The organism is Bacillus cytotoxicus NVH 391-98, from assembly GCF_000017425.1.
In the GTDB taxonomy this organism is placed as follows: domain Bacteria; phylum Bacillota; class Bacilli; order Bacillales; family Bacillaceae_G; genus Bacillus_A; species Bacillus_A cytotoxicus.
In genome coordinates this window covers 2,834,626-2,856,055 of the sequence record NC_009674.1, presented here as the reverse complement: position 1 = coordinate 2,856,055, position 21,430 = coordinate 2,834,626, and the positions used below count along the sequence as shown (strand labels likewise).

The window sequence follows — 21,430 nt, the reverse complement described above, 5'->3', positions numbered from 1 at the left end:
TGATAGAAAAATATGGTATGAAACATATGTAAACTGGAAAAAATAGGATTGATATAGAATGGAGGGTTAGTCATGAAGCGAGTTTTTGGAATACTTGTTTGTTGTATGTTATTGCTTTCTCATACTTCAGTTAGTTTTGCAAAATCGGAGAAAGCAATAGAAGAAACAAAGCCGAAGTTAGCAGAGCAAGCCTCGTCAGCGATCGTAATTGAGCAAGATACAGGTAAAGTTTTATTTGAAAAGAACCCAAATGAAAAATTACCACCTGCTAGTATGACAAAGATTATGACAATGTTACTTATTATGGAACAAGTAGAAAAAGGAAAATTAAAGCTAGAAGATAAAGTAAGAACGAGTGAGCATGCGGCTTCAATGGGAGGATCGCAAATTTTTCTTGAACCTGGTGAAGAAATGACAGTAAATGAGATGCTAAAAGGTATTGCAATTGCATCAGGAAATGATGCTTCTGTTGCAGTTGCTGAGCATATTGCTGGGTCAGAAGAAGGATTTGTCAACATGATGAATAAAAGAGCGAAGGAACTAGGTTTAAAAAATACACATTTTCAAAATCCAACAGGCCTTCCTGCAAAGAATCATTATTCGACAGCAATTGATATGGCAATTATAGCGAAAGAATTAATGAAATATCCGCTTATTCGTAAATATACCGGAAAGTATGAGGATTATTTACGTGAAAACACGGATAAAAAGTTTTGGCTTGTTAATACAAATAAATTAGTTCGTTTTTACCCAGGAGTAGATGGAGTGAAAACTGGATTTACGACAGAAGCGAAGTATTGTTTAACAGCATCGGCAGAAAAAAATGGCATGCGTGTTATTTCTGTTGTAATGGGAGCGCCTACATCGAAAGAGAGAAATAGTCAAGTGACAAAGCTTCTTGATTATGCTTTTGGACAATATACAACGAAGAAGTTATATAAGCGCGGGGAAAAGATTCAGACCGTACAAGTAGGAAAAGGAAAAAAAGAAAAAGTGGATTTAGTTGCAGCTGATAATGTTTCCCTTCTGATGAAAAAGGGCGAAGATATGGACAAGATCAAGAAAGAAATTATTGCTGAAAAGAAAGTGAAAGCGCCGATTAAAAAAGGGGATGCACTTGGTACGCTTGTAATTACAAAAGATAGAGAAGTGTTATTAAAACAGACCATTGTGGCAAAAGAAGATGTCGACGCAGCAAGTTGGTGGGAACTTTTTAAAAGAAGTTTTGGGATATTTTCAACATCAAAATAGTAGTCAATCTTTTGTGTGATTCGATCAGAATAGAGGAAATACGTAGAATAATGGCACAAAATCTACACATTATGGCGAAATAGTACTTCTTTTGTCATGAGGAAGGATTCTTATTTCTATTCACGAAAATCTTATGTAAATGAGTAAAGTTTGAGCATAAGGAGGAAATTGTGTGAGTCTTTCCGTGCATTTAGAAGTAAAGCGTGACGTTTTATGTGTTAGATTAGCAGGCGAGTTAGACCATCATACTGCTGAAGAGTTGCGAGCGAGAGTAACCGATAAGATTGAAACACATAACGTCCATCATATTGTATTGAACTTAGAAGAATTATCATTTATGGATAGTTCTGGATTGGGCGTTATATTAGGGAGATATAAACATGTAAAAAGTTTAGGAGGGGAAATGGTTGTTTGTGCAATTTCACCTTCTGTCAAACGTTTATTTGAAATGTCAGGTTTATTTAAAATCGTTCGTTTAGAAGAAAGTGAAGCGCATGCGCTTGCGACATTGGGGGTGGCGTAGATGAGAAATGAAATGAACCTTCAATTTTCAGCATTAAGTCAAAATGAGTCGTTTGCTCGCGTTACAGTGGCTGCTTTTATTGCACAACTAGATCCAACAATGGAAGAATTAACAGAAATTAAAACAGTCGTATCTGAGGCGGTCACAAATGCCATTATCCATGGATATGAAGGGAATCCAGAAGGGATTGTTTACATTTCTGTTATTTTGGAAGAAGCCATGGTGAAACTTACGATTCGAGATGAAGGGGTTGGTATTTTTAATCTCGATGAAGCGCGGCAGCCCCTTTTTACAACGAAACCTGAATTAGAGCGTTCCGGAATGGGATTTACTATCATGGAAAATTTTATGGATGAAGTAGAAATTATTTCAAACGAATCTTTCGGGACAACAATCCATTTGACAAAATATTTATCAAATAGTAACGCTCTATGCAATTAAGGAGAATTGCCTATGGACATAGAGGTCAGAAATGAGAAGAAGAATCCTCAGTTAAAGGACCACGAGTTAAAAGCGTTAATTCAAAAAAGTCAAGATGGAGATCAAGGGGCGAGAGATACGATTGTTCAAAGTAATATGCGCCTTGTATGGTCAGTTGTACAACGTTTTCTCAATCGAGGATATGAACCCGACGACTTATTTCAAATTGGCTGTATTGGCCTCTTGAAATCAGTAGACAAATTTGATTTATCTTTTGATGTGAAGTTTTCAACTTACGCAGTTCCAATGATTATTGGTGAAATTCAACGTTTTTTACGTGATGACGGTTCAGTAAAAGTGAGCCGATCGTTAAAAGAAACGGGTAATAAGATTCGAAAGATGAAAGATGAGCTTTCGAAAGAATACGGAAGGGCACCAACCATTAATGAAGTTGCAGAGGCGCTTGAACTAACACCGGAAGAAGTTGTTCTGGCGCAAGAGGCAAGTCGTACGCCATCTTCTATACATGAAACTGTATATGAAAATGATGGTGATCCAATCACGATTTTGGATCAAATTGCGGATCAAGCGGAAACGAAATGGTTTGATAAGATTGCTTTAAAAGAAGCAATAAGAGAACTAGATGAGCGAGAACGCTTAATTGTATATTTGCGCTATTATAAAGATCAAACTCAATCGGAAGTAGCAGAGAGAATTGGAATTTCACAAGTGCAAGTTTCGAGGTTGGAAAAGAAAATATTGAAGCAGATGAAAGATCGGATAGATGAGTAGGTATCTATCCGATTTCTTTCTGTTATTTCAAGGTAGTGAGACTCCCGCACTAAGCTCATGTAGAGGGAAAGGAACGAGTTATATAAATCGGATTTATAAAAAGTTTACAGAATTTATTGATAATTTAGTAAATTTAAAATATAATCCTAGTATAAACTTGTCATAAAGGGGGAAGAAAAACATGGAATCAAGGCAACAATGGGGCTCAAGAGCGGGTTTTATATTTGCGGCAATTGGTTCAGCTGTTGGATTAGGGAATATATGGCGCTTTCCATATACAGCTTATGAAAATGGAGGAGGAGCCTTTTTTTTACCGTACTTATTTGCATTATTAACAACAGGTATTTCATTGTTGGCTTTTGAATTTGCCCTTGGTCATCGGCATCGTGGGTCATCACCACTTACATTTTTTCGCATTCATCCTCGTGCAGAGTTTATCGGTTGGTGGCAGATGGCGGTTACTTTTATTGTTTCAACCTATTATGCTGTTATTATTGCATGGTCGCTTTCCTATACATACTTCTCTATAAGTGGAGCGTGGGGAAAGGATACGGAAGCTTTTTTGTTTAAGGAATATTTGCATGTTGCTGATAAACCAGGTCAATTTGGCGGTCTTGTTCCCGAAGTGTTAGTTCCATTGGCACTCGTTTGGATTATCGTACTCGGTGTAGCGTTTAAAGGCGTTAAGAAAGGAATTGAAGTTGTCAATCGGATTTTCATTCCTTTACTTGTATGTATGTTTTTAATTATTGTTGTTCGTGCTGTGACGATGGAAGGGGCCATGCAAGGGCTTGATGCTTTTTTTAAGCCAGATTGGAACCGGATTTTGGATGGGAAAGTATGGCTTGCTGCATATGGACAAATCTTCTTTAGTTTATCGCTAGCGTTTGGAATTATGATCACATACTCTAGTTATTTGCCGAAAAATTCTGATACAACAAATAATGCTTTTATAACGGGATTTGCAAATTCAGGGTTTGAATTGTTAGCAGGTATTGGTGTATTTGCTGCCCTTGGTTTTATGGCAAACAATATGGGGGTATCGATTGATAAGGTAGCTAGTGCTGGTGTAGGGCTTGCATTTGTTGTATTTCCACAAATTATTAATCAATTGCCGATGTCACCATTTTTTGGTGTGCTATTTTTTCTTTCTTTAACGGTAGCTGGTATTACGTCGCTTATTTCACTAGCGGAAGTATGTTTTGCAGCTGTATCTGAAAAATTTAATTTAAGCCGGAAAAAAACAATTGGAATTATGGGTGCGCTTCTCGTATTGGTTTCGCTTGTATTTGCAACGCGTGGTGGGCTCATGTTCTTGGATCTTGTAGATTACTTTGCAAATAACTTTGGATTAATTTTAATTGCTTTAGCAGAAGTTACGACAGTAGGACTAATTCTGCGTCGCTTACCGGTGTATCAAAATCATGCCAATTTTGTATCAGATATTAAGTTAGGTGCATTTTGGAAGGTAAGTTTGCTTGTTATTACACCACTTATGTTAGGATACATGCTCATAGATGGCACGATACAAAATATTCAAAAGAACTACGGAGATTATCCGACGCAGTTTGTTGTGACATATGGATGGTCTTTGGCGGCGGCATTTATTATTGTAGCATTCATGATTAGCATTAAAAAATGGAGTGCGCAAATACATTTAGATTCTGCCAAGCTTGAAAAAGAATGGAAAGATCGGGGTGTTTCGTAATGAGTGCATCAGCAATCATGATGATGGTGATTGGAATTGTAGTGATTTGGGGCGGATTAGCATTAAGTATCGCAAACCTTTTTAAGAACAAGAAGGTGTGAGCAAAAACATCTGTACCGTTTTGGTGCAGATGTTTTTTTCTGAAAAAAATTGTATTAGAAAATTTTTCAGAAACCATACTACAACTACGAGGATAGTAAAGAGGTGAATCGAGGTGGAACAAACAGTTTATCTCAAAATGCGAAATCGCCTGCAAGTGTCTCCTTCGTATGAATTGAAGATACATGATATTGCTCAAATTGTTGGGGACCCTAATGTAATAAGCAAGATAGGAAATGAGATTGTCTATAAAATAACAACTCGTGATAAAACACATGTTGTTATTGATGCGATGAAGGTAATCGATATTATCCAGAAAAAATTAGAGCAAGTACAGATTAATTTACTTGGTCCTGGACAAACACTTGTTGAAATTGTATATGGAAAAAAGAAGGTGAATCCTATTTTTTTCGGGCTTGTTTGGATTTTGCTATTTGTAGGAGCGGCGCTTGCAATTATTTATTTTCATGAAGATGTTAGCATGCAGCAAGTGCATAGCCGCTTATATTACATGGTTACGGGAGAGAGAAATAACCAACCGCTTTTATTTCAAATTCCATATTCGATAGGGCTTGGATTAGGGATGATTTTATTTTTCAATCATGTATTTCAAAAGAGAATTAATGAAGAACCAAGTCCATTAGAAGTTGAAATGTTCCAGTATCAACAGTCTCTCGATCAATATGTTGTAGTTCATGAAAATCAAGAAAGTAAAAAAGAAATTTCAGATGATTGAATATGCTTTCGTAATTATGATAGGGCTGGCTGGTGGCCTTGCAGTTGGTGGGGGGTATGTGGCATTTTTAGCAGTGCTTGGTGTAATTCCACGTTTAGTGCAATTAACAAAAAGTTGGAAGTATATTCAAGTTTTTGAATGGGCGGTTATTGGTGGAACGTTAGTAGGTGCTTGGTGCAGTTTAAGGAATATTACATTTCAAATATCTCAGTATTGGCTTATTGTATTAGGGATATTTTGCGGAACTTTTATCGGGATGTTGGCAGCGGCATTAACAGAAGTATTAAATGTTTTGCCTATACTGGCTAAGCGAATCAGAATAGATGAAAAAATCGTACTGTTACTTATAGCGTTAGTACTCGGAAAAGTAGTCGGATCATTGTTTCATTGGATTTATTTTGTGAAGTAGGAGGTGAGAGAAAGTGAAAAAGTTGAAAAACGATTACAAAAATAAAGTGAAAGATTATCATCCGAAGCCGAACTATATGATGAATTGCGTAAAGGCATTTCTTGTAGGAGGAGTCATTTGTACAGTAGGGGAAGTCTTGATGAAAATGTATATACATTATTTTCACTTGAGTGAACAGAATGCTGGGAATATAACCATTGTAATATTAATGTTATTATCTTCCATTTTAACTGGTTTTGGAATATACGACAAAATAGGGCAATTTAGCGGTGCGGGATCTTTAGTTCCTGTAACAGGGTTTGCAAATTCTATGGTTAGTGCTGCAATGGAACATCGCAGTGAGGGAGTTGTCCTTGGTATTGCTACCAATATGTTTCGATTAGCAGGAAGTGTAATTGTTTTTGGCGTTGTAGGAGCTTATATTGTTGGCTTGATTCGGTACTCACTTAAAGTTTGGATATCTTAAAGGAGGATAGAAATGAGATTGACAGGGAAACAAACATGGGTATTCCAAAATCAAATATTTGTGAATGCAACAGGTACAGCTGTCGGTCCTAAAGAAGCTAAGGGTCCTCTTGGAAAATATTTTGATGTTTCATATGACGACTTACATTGCGGGGAACAAAATTGGGAACTTGCTGAAAGAAAATTGATGAAGAATTCTATTGAGAAAGTGGTGCAAAAAGGAAATATAATGAATTCCCAAATCGATTTTTTTTTAGCGGGGGATTTATTAAATCAAATGGTGACAGCTAATTATGTCGCTCGTGATATGGGAATTCCTTTTTTAGGAATGTTTAGTGCATGTGCAACATCGATGGAAACGTTAGCGATTGGATCAGCCTTTATTGATGGGGGATTTGCAAAGCGTATACTTGCGACGGTTAGTAGTCATAACGCTACTGCTGAAAGGCAATTCCGCTATCCGACAGAGTATGGTGGACAACGGCCGAGTACAGCGACTTCAACTGTTACCGGTGCTGGCTCCATTATGATTAGTACCGAAGAGAGCGACATTAAAATAACAGCTGCAACGATTGGAAGAGTACAAGATTTAGGGATAGCAAATCCTTTTGATATGGGATCCGCTATGGCCCCGGCAGCGGTTGATACCATTCAACAACATTTTGAGGATTTAGGAAGAAGTGCTGCGGACTATGATTTAATTGTCACAGGTGATTTATCGGGTGTAGGAGCACCGATTGCAAAACAAATGTTATTAGAAGAAGGTTATGATTTAGGAAATATATATAATGATTGCGGATTAATGATTTATGATGCAAAACAAGAAGAAGTCTTTGCAGGTGGGAGTGGATGTGCTTGTTCGGCAGTTGTGACTTATGGATATTTATTGGAAGAAATGAAAAAAGGAAATTTGCAACGGATTTTTGTTATTGCAACAGGAGCTTTACTCAATCCAATGATGATTCAACAAAAAGAAACAATTCCAGCGATTGCACATGGAGTAGTATTTGAAAGAGTAAAAGGGGGGTGAATGGTGGACTTTATATATGCATTTCTTGTTGGCGGGGTTATTTGTGTAGTAGGTCAGCTTTTATTGGATTTTGCAAAGCTAACATCCGCACATGTAATGGCAACTTTTGTAGTGGCAGGAGCTGTTTTAGACAGTTTTGATCTTTACGATAAATTGATAAAGTTTGCAGGAGCTGGAGCAATCGTTCCGATTACAAGTTTTGGACATTCTTTATTACATGGAGCAATGGAAACTGCTGAAACATATGGCTATCTAGGAATAGGAATTGGGATGTTTCGCTTAATATCTGCAGGAATTTCAGCGGCAATATTGTTTTCTTTTTTAACTGCACTTATATGTAAACCGAAAGGATAAATCAAATGAGAAGAAGGGTTATTTTGGTAACAGATGGAGATGAATATGCAAAGCGAGCAATTGAGATGTTAGCGAAGGAATTTGGCGGAAGGTGCATTTCGGCATCGCAAAGTAATCCAACGAGCTTGACGGGAAAAAAGATTGTTGAGCTAATTATGCAAACGCCATATGACCCTGTATTCGTCATGTTTGATGATAGTGGATTTATTGGAGAAGGTTCGGGGGAGAAGGCGTTAAAATATGTGGCGACTCATAAACAAATTGACGTTCTTGGAATTTTAGCTGTGGCATCCAATACCCATAATTGGGAATGGGCGCGTGTAGATGTCAGCATAGATCGAGAGGGAAGATTGACGGAGTATGGCGTTGATAAATTTGGTCTTCCTGATGGAGAGATTGGCAGGATTAGCGGCGATACAATTTATTGCTTAGATGAATTGAATGTTCCGGTCATTATTGGAATTGGAGATATCGGAAAAATGTGTGGAAATGATGAATGGAAGCGAGGTGCTCCCATTACGAAAAAGGCAATTCAATTCATTTTAGAAAGGAGTGGTTTTTATGACGAAAGAGAAGGCAATTAAAATCCCAATTTCTTCGTTCATAAGTGATAATGAAAATTATTTAAAACAAACAGCTGGATTAGGCGTAACATTCGATGTTGGAATTCGTAAATTTCATATTCTCGATAAAGAAATTGGAGTATTATTTGTAAATGGATTGTGTGATACAAACTACATTATCCCTATTCTAGAAGAAGCAGTAGATACAAATGAAATAAGAAATGCAGATGAAAATACTGTTACACTTTTAGAAAATCGCCTGATTCATCAACAAGTAAGTAAGGTCAAGACGATGGATGAGGTAATGGTTCAAGTATTATCCGGCCTTGTTGTTATTTTTGTAGAAGGTGAAACAGAGGCTTTTGTAATAGATGTTCGCAGTTATCCAGGACGAACTCCGACAGAACCGGATACGGAAAAGGTGGTGCGCGGGGCTAGGGATGGATTTGTTGAAAATATTGTTGTGAATACAGCATTAATTCGTAGGAGAATTCGTGATCCACGCCTTAGAAATGAAATTATTCGCGTAGGAGATAGGTCGCAAACAGATATTTGTATTACATATGTTCAAGATGTTGCTAATCCAGATTTAGTAAAAATTATAAAACAAGAGTTAAGCAATATTGAAGTAGATGGTATTACAATGGCAGACAAAACAATTGAAGAATTTGTGGTCAAACAAAGCTATAATCCCTTTCCGCTTATTCGATATACAGAAAGACCGGACGTAGCAGCCAATCATTTGTTGGAAGGTCATGTATTAGTGATTACGGATACATCGCCAAGTGTTATGATTACACCTACAACATACTTTCATCATTTACAACATGCGGAAGAATTTAGGCAAAATCCAGCAGTAGGTACATTTTTACGCTGGGTACGATTCTTAGGTGTGCTATTTTCCTTATTTTTATTACCATTTTGGTTAGTATTTGTATTTGATCCAACATTGTTACCAGAGAAACTTGCGTTCATTGGGCCGAACAAAATGACACATTTACCTATTTTATTACAAGTGTTATTGGCAGAGATTGGGCTTGAATTTTTAAGAATGGCAGCCATTCATACTCCGACCCCGTTATCATCTGCTGCCGGCTTAATTTCAGCAATTTTAATTGGGCAAATCGCAATTGATGTTGGATTATTTGTTCCAGAGGTTATTTTATATGTAGCAATCTCAATGATTGGCTCATATGCGACACCGAGTTATGAATTAGGGCTTGGCAATAAAATTGGAAAGTTATTTGTCATCATTTTAACGGGCTTATTTCATGAAATGGGGTTTGTCATTGGGATGACAATATTAATTTTATTTTTAACATCTATAAAAAGTTTACAAACACCATATTTATGGCCATTTTTACCATTTGATTGGGGAGCATTAACCAAAATTTTACTTCGACCAACGATGTCAAGTTTAAAAGTGCGTCCAAGTATAGTCCGACCACAAAATATACGCAGGCAAAAATAAGCAGAGAATTCTCTGCTTATTTTTCATGATAAATTTATTGTTTTTTAACAAAAAGTCAACATTTTTTTCGTACACTTAGAGTAGATATTGTGTATGAAAGGGGAAGAGGCATGATTAAATTATTTGTAAGTGATTTAGATGATACACTCGTTTATAATGTGAGCCATATGCACGAAGCGGATAAAAAAGCGATTCAGTGGTTAGCGGATAAAGGAACAAATATTTGTTTTGCTTCAGGTCGTTTTACACATCGAATTCACGAGGTAGTAGGTAGCTTTGAATTTCCATATTACATAACCGGTCTCAATGGTGCTATCATGTTGTTACCAGATGGACAAATATTTCATGAATCAAAATTTGATAATAAAGTTGTCCAGGAAATATATCAATATATTCATGAAAAACAACTAGCTGATATTGTCTGTGCAAAAGAGAACAGATATACAAAAAAGAAAAATGAACATCATCACAATTTTGAGAAGGATATGGGAGTCCAGATTACTGAAATTGAGACGCTTGAGGATGAATTTGGTAAAACAGTTTATCCAGCAAAATTATTTATATATGGAGAAGAAAAAAAGATTGAAAGGTTAGACCGAGAGCTGAGAGAGAAATTTCATAAGGTTGCTGAAGTTGTGATTTCTGGAAAGTGTTATGTTGATATTATGCCGACAGGAGTCAGTAAAGGGAATGCTTTGAAACGTTTAATCAATCATTTAGGGATTGAAGAGAATGAAGTTGCTTGTATCGGAGACTCCTTTAACGATATTTCGATGTTCGCCGTAACGCCACATTCATTCACACTTCATCATGCCCATCCGTATGTGAAAGAGAAAGCGAGTTATATTGTACGTTCAGTAGAAGAAGCTATTATGAAATTACCATTGCTTGCATAAGAGAAGAAGCTCGTCATTTGACGAGCTTCTTATTATTTAAATAATGATTTTATAAAATCGATGATACTAGAGAAAAAGTCTTTTACTTTATCTAGAAAGCTTTGTCCTTCTTCAGATCCTAAGAAAGCTGATACATGATCTTTTGCTTTATTTAATTGGCTACCAACTTGATTCCAATCAATATTTAAGTTTTTCATTTTATCAAATAATGAAACTAAACTATCTAATTGTTCATCAGTTAGTGTAATACCAAGTTGATCAGCAATTTTTTTAATTAATGAACGTAAGTCTTCGGTTGTCTTTGGCTGTTCTTTTGCAATTTCTTCTTTTACTTTTGCAACAAGTTGAACTGCTTTGTCATCGCCGATTTTGTCACCAAGTTTTGCTGTTTGTACCATTTCTTCATTTGCTACCTTTTTCACTTCTTCTGGAATTTCTTTTTTTGAAGTTGTTTCGTAAGCTTTCATCAGCCCTGTCAATGCAGCAGTTCCTGATACTTTAAATGGTGCAGTAATTTGAATTTCGGCATCTTTTACACCTGCTGTGATCAGTGCATTTGTATACATTGCATCTGTTACCCAATTAATGTTTTTTGCACGTACAATGATACCTGATCCTGGCTTTGTATACGTAATCATGGAAGAGGAAATGGCCCGTGTACCAATTTGGGCTTTTGGAACAATTCCCTCTAGAAATTTATGTTCTTCCGCATTAGATACAGTAATAATTTGTGCATCTTTTGGTGCTTTCATTTCTTTTAAAAGATCTTGTTTTTGTTGTTCAGATAAATTTTCTCCTAATGTAACGATAGATTCTCCCTCAATTACATCTGCAAATGAAGCTGTTGGAATCATAAAGACCATAACAGCTAATAGCAGAGCTACTAATTTCGTTTTCACGAACAATCGCTCCCTTTCTTTTTCTGAAATTTACGGGCAACACAGTTATTATAGTATATTTTTCTGATTTGTCATCTTTCTTCTTCTTTAATTGAAGAAAGATGTATCTATATTGTCGGATTCTTTTTGTTTCTGGTCGTGAATATGGTAATATAGTGCTGAGATACTTGAAAGGAGATATATACGTATGAAAACTTTAGGATACATATTAATGGAAAATGGGGAGAAAATTGAACTAGAGTTTTTTCCAGAAGAAGCACCAACAACAGTTGAAAACTTTAAAAAACTAGCGATGCAAGGATTTTACGATGGTGTTACATTCCACCGCGTTATCCCTGGGTTTGTAAGTCAGGGTGGAGATCCAACAGGAACAGGTGCAGGCGGCCCAGGTTATACAATTCCATGTGAAACAGATGGTAATCCTCACCGTCACGTTGTAGGATCGCTTTCTATGGCACACGCTGGCCGTAATACAGGTGGTAGCCAGTTCTTTATCGTTCATGAGCCACAACCACATTTAGATGGCGTTCATACTGTATTTGGTAAAGTAACAAGCGGTATGGAAACGGTACTTAATATGCGTCAAGGCGATGTAATGAAAGAAGTTAAAGTTTGGGAAGAATAAGTGAGAGGCTGTGCCAAAAGGTCGTGAACAGCGACCTTTTGGAGACAGCCTTTTTTTTGCTTTATTATTGAAAGTGTAAATCTAAAAAGATGATATTCAAGATTGAAAATTTCCGTATGAAATGATACAGTCGTTTGTGCTTGGACAGGAAAATCGACCGTAAGGAAAGTTTTTTACTTGAAGAAAAGGAATTGATGAGTGCGACGCAGTACATGATAAGTAGAGCGTATCAGTGTCATATAAGGAACGACTTTTACAAATGGACATAGAATATAGCGGGGATATAGAGTAGTATTGATGTGTAGTGGTATGATGGTATAAAATAAAGTTTTTAGTTTCCTTTTGTTAGGGGAATTGAGTTCTGCTGATAGCCCTTCTCACTATAGGAAAAATATTGTAGAATAGATGTGATGTAAAAAGAGCGATTGAGGGGACGAAAGGTTTATAACTTTTGTAAGAAGGGATAAGGTTTATGTTAATTCGTTTTAAAAAAAGTTATGAAAAGATTGCAATGGGACTTCTTTCTTTTATGCCGAATGAAAAAGATGTAAAAACATTACAGTTGACAATGAAAGAGTATGAAACAAAGGACGATTGGCAATTGTATTTATGGAAACAAAATGAGGATTTTGTTGGAATTATTGGGGTTGTAGAAAAGGAAGAGCATTTGTTAGAAATTCAGCATCTTAGTGTGAATCCATCTCATCGACAAATGGGAATTGGAACAGAAATGGTAAAAGAATTACAAGAGAAGTTTGCTGATTATACGATTTGTGGGAATGAACAAACAGCAAGCTTTTGTGAGAAATGTAAAAATGTAGAGCAGAATATACATTCATAAAAGCAGAGATACAATTTTTGTTATCTCTGCTTTCTTTTTTTTAATTGTTCATGTCGCTCTGCAATTACAGGTTCTCTATTGCGTAATGTATGTTTATGAATGATATATTCACTAGGTGCTAGATGAGTATTTTTCCAAGAAAGCCCGCTTTTAGTGCATAAGTCCATACATCTGTTTTCTAGTGTAGGATCTAAAAAAGGTAAAAATAACGGTTGAAAATCTGCTTTTTTCTGGATAGATTGCAATTGTTTTTTTAGTAAGGTTAAAAGTTGTTGATGATGTAGTCCTAAGGCATGTATAGGTTCACGTTCTTTTTCTAAGATGGCAATGGCACGTTTTATCATTTTGGCTGCCCCGTTCCAATTTAAGCGTCGTTGATGGTATAAAGAAACTGCAATTTGAATAAGACCAACCCAATGATGATCACGCTTACCTCGTGGTTTTAATTTCCAATACTCTTCTAAAACTTCATGACATTCAAAATAATCGTAGTCTCCATGAAAATGGATGAGAAATTGTATGTATGCTTTCGGATACATTTCGTTCGCTCCTGTCCGTGTTTTTATGTAATATAGTTTATCATATCGCTGAAATTTCCATCAGTGATTTTTCATCCTCATTGTCGCCGATTAGACAGTTACAGATCGTCCTATTATTAATAGCGGAATAAATAAGAAACGGCTAGGGTCATTATTCCCTAGCCGTTTCTTGCACTCTACATTAGCAGAAGCAAGCTGCTCCCACAATAATCAGTAGAATGAATAAGACAACAAGTAAAGCGAACCCACTGTTAAAACCGCAATCAACATTGCCCATAGTTTTTGTACCTCCTACATTGTTCTAACTACATTGTTATCATATGAAGGGGTGGGCGTCTTTGCATGGGCAAATATCTATTTTTCATTAAATTTCTTAAAAAGGTTGGATAGAACATAAGTATGCTCTATACTTATGTTGTTATAGAAAAAATGTGGTGGGATGCTTTGTGCAATATAATTTTAAAGTAGAGTCATTTGAAGGGCCTTTAGATTTATTATTACATTTAATTCATCGTTATGAAATCGATATATATAATATTCCTGTGGCAGAAATTACAGAACAGTATTTATCTTATATTCATACGATGAAAGAATTACAATTAGATGTAGCGAGTGAGTATTTAGTGATGGCGGCAACGCTATTACAAATTAAAAGTAAAATGTTGTTACCGAAACAAGAAGAAGATGTACATGATAGTGGAGAGGACTTTATAGATGATCCTCGTCAAGAATTGATGGAGCGATTAATTGAATATAAAAAATATAAGCAGGTGGCTGCAGAGTTAAAAGAAAGAGAGCAAGAAAGAGCGCAGCTATATACACGTCCACCGATTGATTTTACATCGTTTCAGCAAGAAGAGGCGGCGAATCTGCCTCTTGATGTTACGCTATATGATATGTTAGCTGCGTTTCAAAAAATGATGCGTCGCAAAAAATCCAAGCGTCCTGTAACAGCGCGGATTACTCGTCAAGAAATACCGATTGAACAGCGTATGACCGATATTTTACAAAAGTTAGAAACGCTAGGTGGTCGTCAAAGTTTTTACGATTTATTTGCTGATGAAGAGCGTGAAGTGATGGTTGTAACATTTTTAGCCATATTAGAGCTTATGAAACATCAACAAATTGTTATTGAGCAAGAACAAAACTTTGATGAAATCTTTTTGTCGTGTGCAAATCATAATTCAAAATAAAATTTGAGCGTGAGAACAAATGAAGAAGATAAGACAAGTGATAGCAGTAAGACTTCCATCTTAAGATTCAGAGGGAAGCAAGGAAGATAGGTAAGAGCTCATAATCAGTGGGAGACCGCTGATTTAAGTGTCACTTTATCTCGCTATTTTAGGGAAAGAAAACTCCTGCCCCACGATTTCGCGGAAGTAAAAAGGTTGGGGAGGGGTAGACTTTTAATTAGTAGGGATAAAGAACAAACATTGATTCAAGTTTCGCTATACTAAAATCGTTGTTAAGTAAAGTGTGAAACAATAAAAAGAAAGACCAAACCGGAAGCACTTAACTGTGATTCGGTTTTTTTATGGGGATTTCGGATGAAATAATTTGAGGAAGGAGATTGTACGTTGGAAAGAAAAGAACAGATGGCAATTACTGAAGGGCTTCTTTTTGTCGCGGGTGATGAAGGAATATACCCAGAACAAATAGCAAAAGTACTTGAGATTGAAGAGGAAGATGTTATTAAAATCGTTGAAGAAATGCAAGAGAAATGGGAAGGTGAAGGGCGTGGATTGCAAATTGTACAATTTGCGAAAGCATATCGCCTTGCTACTAAGAAAGAACATGCACCTTACTATCAAAAGTTAATGGACACGCCAACAGCTGCTTCGTTATCACAAGCAGCGCTTGAGACGCTAGCCATTGTTGCTTATCGTCAGCCGATTACGAGAATGGAAATGGAAGAAATTCGTGGTGTGAAAACAGAGAGAGCATTACAAACATTAGTTTCACATCTTCTTATCAAAGAGGTTGGGCGCGCGGAAGGACCAGGACGCCCGATTTTATATGGGACAACCAAAGAGTTTTTAGATACATTTGGATTACAAACGTTAGATGACTTACCTGCTCTTTCAGAAGAAAATGAACAAATGAATGAAGCTGATTTATTCTTCGATTCGTTGCAAGAATTATCAAAATGAAAGCTTAGCACTTCGCTAAGCTTTTTTTGTATATGAAATACATAGCGTGTCATACTAAATGAAAAAAGGAGGCAAGTTATGAAAGGGGTACGGAGTATTCTTTTGCTAGTTTCTGTTTTATTATGTTTTTCATTAAACAGCACATCGGCGAAACGATATATGATGTCTATTCATGCGGCATCCTTTTTTTCTATGCAACGTCCGCATCTTGGGAAAATGAAAGTAAGTTTTTTTAAAGTTGGGCAAGGGGATGCAACATTGATTACATTGCCAAATGGTCAAACGGTATTAATTGATGGAGGACCTTATGAAGCAGGAGAAGTCCTTATTCAAAAGTTACTTGAAAAAGGAATTAATCATTTAGATGTTATAGTAGGAACTCATCCGGATATGGATCATATAGGTGGGCTAATTCCAATTATAGAACAAATGCCTGTAGCACTTGTATTAGATAGTGGAAAAACGTATAGTTCTCTTACATATCATACGTATAGAAATCATATTAAAAAGAGAGGAATTCCATTTGTTCGTGTTAAACAAGGGCAATATCTCCCGTTAGATCCTCATGTGTCCATTCAAGTGTTGAATAATGGAAAATCAAAAGATGAGAATAATGAATCTTCAATTGTATTAAAGGTTCGTTATGGGAAAGCGGATTTTTTATTAATGGGGGATGCAGATATACGGACGGAAAATAAAATAGTAAAGCGATATGATGTCCATGCAGATGTGTTAAAAGTAGGACATCATGGCTCCTATACATCAACAGGCGAAGCCTTTTTAAAAAGGGTAAATCCTCAATTTGCTATTCTTTCTTATGGGAGTAAGAATCCATATGGTCATCCGCATCAAAGTGTAGTCAAAAGATTAAAACGGCATGGTGTGATGATGTATGGGACAAATAAAAGAACAGTGGAGATTGAAACGGATGGAGAGCATATTAAAATGTGGTCCAATGCTCCACTCCCATTATTAAAGTAACAAAGAGCAATTTCCTTTTTGGAAAAAAGAATAAGATATATTATAATGAAAATAAAGAGTAATTTCCTTTTTTAACAATAGAAAAGGAAATTTCACTTAAATGTATAGACAACTACTCGTGTGTATATTAAGATGGAGTTAGGCAAATAGATAATTATAACAAGTAGGTATTTTATGGGAAAGGGTCGATGGAAATGAAAACGCAAGTTGTCATCAACGCCAAAATTTATACCGGTCAAGAAGTAATAGAAAGTGGATTTATTCGTTATGTAAAAACAATTACAGAAATTGGTTTGATGGCTCAATATGTACCACAAGAAGATGAAGTTGTTTTTGATGCAGAAGGAAAGATTATCATTCCAGGTATGATCGATGTTCATATTCATGGTGGATACGATATTGATGCGATGGATGCAAATAGCGATGGTTTAGTAACCCTTGGTCAAGAAATGTTAAAAGAAGGTGTTACAACTTACTTCCCAACAACAATGACACAAGCTCCAGAAGCGATTGAACGTGCGTTACGCGCTGCAAAAGAAGCGAAAGAAAAAGGAGCGCATTTTGAATATATTCATTTAGAAGGACCGTACGTTTCTAAAAAACGTGCAGGAGCACAACCGCTTGAACATATTGTCCCAGCGAATATTGAGCAATTTAAAAAGTGGCAAGAGGCGAGTGGGAATTTAATTAAATTGGTAACATATGCACCAGAAGAAGAAGGTGCAATTGAATTTGAAGAGTATTTAGCTGAAACAGGTGTTGTTGGTACGATAGGGCATACTGATGCAATCGATGAGCAATTAAAAAATAGAAAAATTACACATGCAACTCATTTATATAATCAAATGCGCGGTTTACATCACCGTGAGCCAGGAGTAGTTGGTCATGTGTTATTAAATCCAGAGATAATGGTTGAAATAATTACAGATGGTATTCATATTCACCCTGATATGGTGAAATTAGCATATAAATTAAAAGGCCCTAAAAAAATTAGCGTTATTACGGATGCAATGCGTGCAAAAGGTCTAGAAGATGGATTGTACGAGCTTGGTGGGCAACCAGTGCATGTAAAAGACGGAAGTGCTCGATTAGAAGATGGCACGTTAGCAGGTAGTATTTTGAAAATGGACCAAGCGTTTCGCAATGTAATTCAATTTACAGGATGTTCAATTGAAGACGCGGTACTGATGACATCAGTGAACCAAGCAGAAGAGTTTGGATTAATAAATAAAGGTGCATTAGCAGTAGGAAAAGATGCAGACTTCGTTGTAATGAATGAAGATTTACATGTATATGATACAGTTCGTTTAGGAATTCATATGAAGAAAGGGAAGGAATAAGATGAATATTCTTGTTGTAGAATCTCAAGAAAAATTAGCCGAAGCAGGTTATAAATTAATCGAAAATGTTGTAAAATCAAAGGGAAATCCAACTTTAGGAATGGCTACAGGAAGCTCTCCACTTGGAATTTATGCAGAAATAAGAAAAAATAAACTTGATACAAGCCATGTAACCACTGTAAACTTAGATGAGTACGTAAACTTACCACATGAAGATAAAAACAGCTATCATTATTTTATGAAAGAACAGCTGTTTGATCATCTTCCATTTAAAGCAACTTATGTACCGAACGGGATGGCAAACGATTTAGAGGAAGAGTGCAATCGTTATGAAGGCATTCTAGCAGCTAACCCAGTTGACTTACAGATTCTTGGAATCGGTGAAAACGGTCATATCGGATTTAATGAGCCAGGAACGCCATTTCATTCTCGAACTCATATTGTAGAATTAACAGAGTCTACACGCCAAGCGAACCGCCGCTTTTTTGAAAAAGAAGAAGATGTACCAACGCATGCAATTACGATGGGAATTGGAAGCATCATGAAAGCAAAGCAAATTCTACTTGTTGCTATGGGACCGAAAAAGGCGGAAGCAGTTAAAGAATTATTGCAAGGAGAGTATAGCGAAGCGTGTCCTGCTACAGTTCTGCAACGTCATCCGAATGTAACCGTAATCGCTGATCAAGAAGCTCTATCTTTATGCAGTGAGGCGATTGCTGATGAACATCGACAAGTATTCACCATTTCCGATCTATTATCAGATTCAAGAGTGGGTGAAACAGCTAATTGAGGACGGTGAATGGAAGCCGGGAGATAAAATTCCATCTGAAAATGAACTTTGTGATAAGTTTGAAGTAAGTCGTATGACAATTAGACAGGCAATTAATAACTTAGTGGAACAAGGATATTTATATCGAAAACGTGGAATTGGAACGTTTGTTCAACTTCCAAAAGTGGAGCAAAAACTGCAAGGGATGACGGGATTTACTGAAGATATGTTATCCCGTGGAATGAAACCGAGCAGTCAATTATTAAGTTTTCAGCTAGTTCCTGCTACTGCTAAAATAGCAGAGCGACTTAGAATACAAGAGGGAGAGTCGATTTATGAAGTGAGGCGTATTCGCTTAGCTGATGATGAACCGATTGCTTTTGAGACAACATATTTGTCGCCAACTCTTGTAAAAGATATTAACGAAGAAATTTTGCAACAATCTTTATACGAACATTTAGAGAAAAAATTAGGCTTTAAACTTGTTCGTGCTACGCAAACAATTGAAGCTTCAATTGCAACAGATGATGAAGCTGAACATCTGCACATACCTAAAAAAGCACCTGTGCTTGTAATGAGACAATGGTCATATGCAGAAGGAGAATTACCATTAGAGTACGTAAAATGCATTTATCGTGGTGATCGTTATAAGTTTATTACGAATATTTCACGAAATAAGTAATTTTACTTTGTGCAATATAAAAATACGACTCGTCCCTACTTGGAACGAGTCGTATTTTTATGTTGTGTAGCATTATAGTGTAAAACATGTTTTACAGCATCTTTTACAGAAGGAACAACATGTTTAGCATGCTTTTTCACTTCTTCATCAGCTTGTGACATGGCAAAACTGTGAGGTGTAAGGTGAAACATAGGGATATCATTGTAAGAGTCACCAATACAAGCGATTTCTTCAGGGGTGATTTGGAATTCTTCTGATAAAACGGAAATTGCTGAACCTTTACTGATATTTGGAGGCATAACATCTAAGCATTGTTCAGCAGAGATAAACGTGCTAACTTTGTTTTTAAATGTTTCGTTAATTTTCTTTTGAAGAATTTGTAAATCTTCTTTTGTACCACCCACAGAAATTTTATTTGGAAAAATCGTGTCATCAATTTTTTTTAATAAATTAGGTTCTTCAATGGAAGTCATTGTAACTTGTTTTTCAAGTTCATGGATAAAAGGTGTTTTTTCTTCAATGTAATAATTATGCTCATCACTTACATAACGAAAATAAGGTTCTTCATTTGTCATAGATAACAGATCAGGTAAAATTTCAGAATCAAATGTGGCAGATAATAATTGCTTATTTTCGTGTGTATATACAAAGACACCATTTACACTGATACGGTGGAAATGAGTGCCAACTTCTTTCATTAAATCAGCAATTTCATTATCTAGTCGACCAGAAGCAAAACAAAGAATTATATTGTGCTCTGCGAGGCTGCGAAGTGCCGCAATATCTTCTTTATCAATCAAGCCTCCATGCTGCATCATCGTACCGTCAATATCACTTACAAACATTTTAATCATTGTAGTCGTACTCCTTTCTACGTACGGTTGCTCTTACCATTATACGCATCTTGTGCAAACATGTCTAAAAAACGACTTTTTCGCGTACAGTAGATGTTTTCATTGACGAAAAAGAAGGATGTTCTGTAACATAAAGGCAGGCTATTTAAGGACGAGGGTGGTGTTATATGAATAATTGTCTAGAGATAAAAAAAGTTTTAAATAATAATGTTATCATCGCTAACCATCCTGAACATAAGGAAGTAGTAGTGATTGGTAAAGGGATTGGATTTGGAAAAAAAGCAAAAGATGTGCTCGAGCAGCAACAAATTGAAAAAATGTTTATTTTAAAAAATGAACATGATCGTGAACAATATAAACTTTTAGTACCGCATGTAAGTGAACAGTTCATTGCACTAATGAATGATATTATGCTTTTTATTCAAGAAAAAGCACAAGCACCATTAAATGAACATATTCATATTGCTCTAACGGATCATATCTCTTTTGCGCTGAAAAGGCTAAAACAAGGTTTGACAATCGATAATCCTTTTTTAGTAGAAACGAAAATGCTGTATCCAAAAGAATATGAAATTGCCGCAGGTGTCGTGCAAATGCTGAATTCTCGTTTGCAAATTACATTGCCAGAAGGAGAAATAGGGTTTATTGCACTTCATATTTATAGCTCGCTTACAAACTCTGAGTTAGCTTCTGTAAATCAAAATTCCCGTCTTATTGTCCAATTGGTAACTTTAATTGAGACAAATTTACACCTTACATTAGATCCAGAAAGCATTCATTATTTACGTCTAATTCGTCATTTACAATATGCAATTGAACGGGTAAAAAAAGGGGAAAAAGTAGAAGAAGCACAAGGGTTTGCCGATTTATTAAAGGCTGAATATCCAGTTTACTATAATCTAGCATGGAAACTTGTTAAAGTCATGCAAAAGGAATTGCAACTCCCTGTATATGAAGCAGAAAGTATATATTTAACGATGCACTTGCAACGATTAGTAAAGGCAGAACGCGTCTAACAAGTATATAATTTTGT

The 21,430-nt window shown here is 36.1% G+C and carries 27 protein-coding genes; 23 read left to right on the top strand and 4 right to left on the bottom strand.

Features of this window, described 5'->3' with window-relative positions; genetic code table 11:
• Positions 1-72 precede the first annotated feature (72 nt).
• The 14 genes from BCER98_RS14030 to BCER98_RS13965 all read left to right on the top strand — a co-directional run bounded on the left by BCER98_RS14030 (position 73) and on the right by BCER98_RS13965 (position 10,717).
• Entirely contained in the window at positions 73-1,251 is a 1,179-nt protein-coding gene (locus tag BCER98_RS14030; RefSeq protein ID WP_012095233.1) for a D-alanyl-D-alanine carboxypeptidase family protein, read from the top strand.
• Between the two features lie 172 nt (positions 1,252-1,423).
• A complete protein-coding gene (gene spoIIAA, locus BCER98_RS14025; RefSeq protein ID WP_012095232.1) occupies positions 1,424-1,774 on the top strand; it encodes an anti-sigma F factor antagonist in 351 nt (116 codons plus the stop codon).
• The gene (gene spoIIAB / locus BCER98_RS14020; RefSeq protein ID WP_012095231.1) at positions 1,775-2,215 is read left to right on the top strand and encodes an anti-sigma F factor; all 441 of its coding nucleotides are present in this window, start codon (positions 1,775-1,777) and stop codon (positions 2,213-2,215) included.
• A gap of 12 nt (positions 2,216-2,227) precedes the next feature.
• Entirely contained in the window at positions 2,228-2,986 is a 759-nt protein-coding gene (gene sigF, locus BCER98_RS14015; RefSeq protein WP_012095230.1) for an RNA polymerase sporulation sigma factor SigF, read from the top strand.
• Between the two features lie 181 nt (positions 2,987-3,167).
• Positions 3,168-4,694 (top strand): sodium-dependent transporter, encoded by a 1,527-nt coding sequence (locus BCER98_RS14010; RefSeq protein WP_012095229.1) that lies wholly within the window; start codon positions 3,168-3,170, stop codon positions 4,692-4,694.
• On the top strand, positions 4,694-4,795 hold the full coding sequence (locus BCER98_RS14005; RefSeq protein WP_041809971.1) for a methionine/alanine import family NSS transporter small subunit: 102 nt from the start codon (positions 4,694-4,696) through the stop codon (positions 4,793-4,795). Before BCER98_RS14010 ends, BCER98_RS14005 begins: the two co-directional genes overlap by 1 nt.
• Before the next feature lie 113 nt (positions 4,796-4,908).
• Positions 4,909-5,529 (top strand): stage V sporulation protein AA, encoded by a 621-nt coding sequence (locus tag BCER98_RS14000; protein WP_012095228.1) that lies wholly within the window; start codon positions 4,909-4,911, stop codon positions 5,527-5,529.
• Positions 5,522-5,938 (top strand): stage V sporulation protein AB, encoded by a 417-nt coding sequence (locus BCER98_RS13995; RefSeq protein WP_012095227.1) that lies wholly within the window; start codon positions 5,522-5,524, stop codon positions 5,936-5,938. Before BCER98_RS14000 ends, BCER98_RS13995 begins: the two co-directional genes overlap by 8 nt.
• A 13-nt stretch (positions 5,939-5,951) precedes the next feature.
• A complete protein-coding gene (gene spoVAC / locus BCER98_RS13990) occupies positions 5,952-6,404 on the top strand; it encodes a stage V sporulation protein AC (protein ID WP_012095226.1) in 453 nt (150 codons plus the stop codon).
• Between the two features lie 12 nt (positions 6,405-6,416).
• Entirely contained in the window at positions 6,417-7,433 is a 1,017-nt protein-coding gene (gene spoVAD / locus BCER98_RS13985) for a stage V sporulation protein AD (RefSeq protein ID WP_012095225.1), read from the top strand.
• Positions 7,434-7,436: 3 nt separating this feature from the next.
• On the top strand, positions 7,437-7,787 hold the full coding sequence (gene spoVAE / locus BCER98_RS13980) for a stage V sporulation protein AE (RefSeq protein ID WP_041810525.1): 351 nt from the start codon (positions 7,437-7,439) through the stop codon (positions 7,785-7,787).
• A 5-nt stretch (positions 7,788-7,792) separates the two neighbouring features.
• Entirely contained in the window at positions 7,793-8,371 is a 579-nt protein-coding gene (locus tag BCER98_RS13975) for a stage V sporulation protein AE (protein WP_012095223.1), read from the top strand.
• Positions 8,349-9,821, top strand: a complete 1,473-nt coding sequence (locus tag BCER98_RS13970) for a spore germination protein (protein WP_012095221.1) — start codon at positions 8,349-8,351, stop codon at positions 9,819-9,821. Before BCER98_RS13975 ends, BCER98_RS13970 begins: the two co-directional genes overlap by 23 nt.
• Before the next feature lie 110 nt (positions 9,822-9,931).
• Positions 9,932-10,717, top strand: coding sequence for a Cof-type HAD-IIB family hydrolase (locus tag BCER98_RS13965; RefSeq protein ID WP_012095220.1), 786 nt, complete (start codon positions 9,932-9,934; stop codon positions 10,715-10,717).
• Positions 10,718-10,749: 32 nt separating this feature from the next.
• Here the strand turns inward: BCER98_RS13965 and BCER98_RS13960 are convergent, their stop codons facing one another.
• Positions 10,750-11,616: a DUF1002 domain-containing protein gene (locus BCER98_RS13960; protein WP_012095219.1), complete on the bottom strand. Its 867-nt coding sequence runs from the start codon at positions 11,614-11,616 to the stop codon at positions 10,750-10,752.
• 187 nt (positions 11,617-11,803) lie between these two features.
• Here BCER98_RS13960 and BCER98_RS13955 point away from each other — a divergent pair, with 187 nt between their 5' ends.
• Positions 11,804-12,241, top strand: a complete 438-nt coding sequence (locus BCER98_RS13955) for a peptidylprolyl isomerase (protein ID WP_012095218.1) — start codon at positions 11,804-11,806, stop codon at positions 12,239-12,241.
• Positions 12,242-12,713: 472 nt separating this feature from the next.
• Entirely contained in the window at positions 12,714-13,082 is a 369-nt protein-coding gene (locus BCER98_RS13950) for a GNAT family N-acetyltransferase (protein WP_012095216.1), read from the top strand.
• A 20-nt stretch (positions 13,083-13,102) separates the two neighbouring features.
• Here the strand turns inward: BCER98_RS13950 and BCER98_RS13945 are convergent, their stop codons facing one another.
• On the bottom strand, positions 13,103-13,621 hold the full coding sequence (locus tag BCER98_RS13945; RefSeq protein ID WP_012095215.1) for a DUF309 domain-containing protein: 519 nt from the start codon (positions 13,619-13,621) through the stop codon (positions 13,103-13,105).
• Positions 13,622-13,802: 181 nt separating this feature from the next.
• Complete coding sequence (locus BCER98_RS21280) at positions 13,803-13,898, bottom strand: YjcZ family sporulation protein (protein ID WP_081428399.1); 96 nt, start codon at positions 13,896-13,898, stop codon at positions 13,803-13,805.
• A 169-nt stretch (positions 13,899-14,067) separates the two neighbouring features.
• Here BCER98_RS21280 and BCER98_RS13940 point away from each other — a divergent pair, with 169 nt between their 5' ends.
• The 6 genes from BCER98_RS13940 (at position 14,068) to phnF (ending at position 19,543) form a co-directional block, all read left to right on the top strand.
• Positions 14,068-14,814, top strand: coding sequence for a segregation/condensation protein A (locus BCER98_RS13940; RefSeq protein WP_012095214.1), 747 nt, complete (start codon positions 14,068-14,070; stop codon positions 14,812-14,814).
• 384 nt (positions 14,815-15,198) lie between these two features.
• Positions 15,199-15,771 (top strand): SMC-Scp complex subunit ScpB, encoded by a 573-nt coding sequence (gene scpB / locus BCER98_RS13935; RefSeq protein ID WP_012095213.1) that lies wholly within the window; start codon positions 15,199-15,201, stop codon positions 15,769-15,771.
• Positions 15,772-15,849: 78 nt separating this feature from the next.
• A complete protein-coding gene (locus BCER98_RS13930; protein WP_012095212.1) occupies positions 15,850-16,752 on the top strand; it encodes a ComEC/Rec2 family competence protein in 903 nt (300 codons plus the stop codon).
• Between the two features lie 194 nt (positions 16,753-16,946).
• Entirely contained in the window at positions 16,947-18,092 is a 1,146-nt protein-coding gene (gene nagA / locus BCER98_RS13925) for an N-acetylglucosamine-6-phosphate deacetylase (protein WP_041810523.1), read from the top strand.
• Position 18,093: 1 nt separating this feature from the next.
• On the top strand, positions 18,094-18,882 hold the full coding sequence (locus BCER98_RS13920) for a glucosamine-6-phosphate deaminase (protein ID WP_012095210.1): 789 nt from the start codon (positions 18,094-18,096) through the stop codon (positions 18,880-18,882).
• The gene (gene phnF, locus BCER98_RS13915; protein WP_081428398.1) at positions 18,812-19,543 is read left to right on the top strand and encodes a phosphonate metabolism transcriptional regulator PhnF; all 732 of its coding nucleotides are present in this window, start codon (positions 18,812-18,814) and stop codon (positions 19,541-19,543) included. Before BCER98_RS13920 ends, phnF begins: the two co-directional genes overlap by 71 nt.
• A gap of 35 nt (positions 19,544-19,578) precedes the next feature.
• Here phnF and BCER98_RS13910 read toward each other — a convergent pair whose 3' ends face one another.
• Positions 19,579-20,397: a Cof-type HAD-IIB family hydrolase gene (locus BCER98_RS13910; RefSeq protein ID WP_012095208.1), complete on the bottom strand. Its 819-nt coding sequence runs from the start codon at positions 20,395-20,397 to the stop codon at positions 19,579-19,581.
• A gap of 167 nt (positions 20,398-20,564) precedes the next feature.
• On the opposite strand from BCER98_RS13910, the gene glcT reads away from it, so the two are divergent.
• Positions 20,565-21,413 carry a glucose PTS transporter transcription antiterminator GlcT gene (gene glcT / locus BCER98_RS13905; protein WP_012095207.1) on the top strand — a complete coding sequence of 283 codons (849 nt, stop codon included), beginning with the start codon at positions 20,565-20,567 and terminating at the stop codon, positions 21,411-21,413.
• Positions 21,414-21,430: the final 17 nt, after the last annotated feature.